The 328-nt window shown below is 75.9% G+C and carries 1 protein-coding gene; it reads left to right on the top strand.

The window, feature by feature from the left end; all coding sequences use genetic code 11:
• Window positions 1–138: 138 nt before the first annotated feature.
• On the top strand, window positions 139–328 hold a 190-nt coding region (ccmI, locus tag FS767_RS21875; protein WP_256674305.1), incomplete at its 3' end, for a c-type cytochrome biogenesis protein CcmI.

Genomic DNA, 328 nt, shown 5'->3' on the forward strand with positions numbered 1-328 from the left:
GCTGTGGCTGCTGCCGGGCCTGGGCCTGCTGGGCGGTGCCGGCCTGCTGCTGGTCCTGACGCGGCGGCGCCGGCCGGAGCAGGCCTTGAGCGAGGCCGAACGCCAGCGCCTGGCCGCGCTGCAGGCGGAGGAGGAGCCATGATGCCGACCTTCTGGGGATTGGCGGGGCTGCTGCTGATCCTGGCGCTGCTGATCCTGCTGGTACCGCTCCTGCGCGGCGGGCCCGCCACGGCGGACCAGCGCGCGGTGCTCAATCGCACCCTCTATCAGGAGCGCCTGGCCGAAGCCCGGGCGCGGGCGGCCCGGGGCGAGCTGGACGACCAGGCCC

The organism is Pseudomonas sp. DE0010, from assembly GCF_007680745.1.
GTDB classification, from domain to species: Bacteria; Pseudomonadota; Gammaproteobacteria; order Pseudomonadales; family Pseudomonadaceae; genus Aquipseudomonas; species Aquipseudomonas parafulva_B.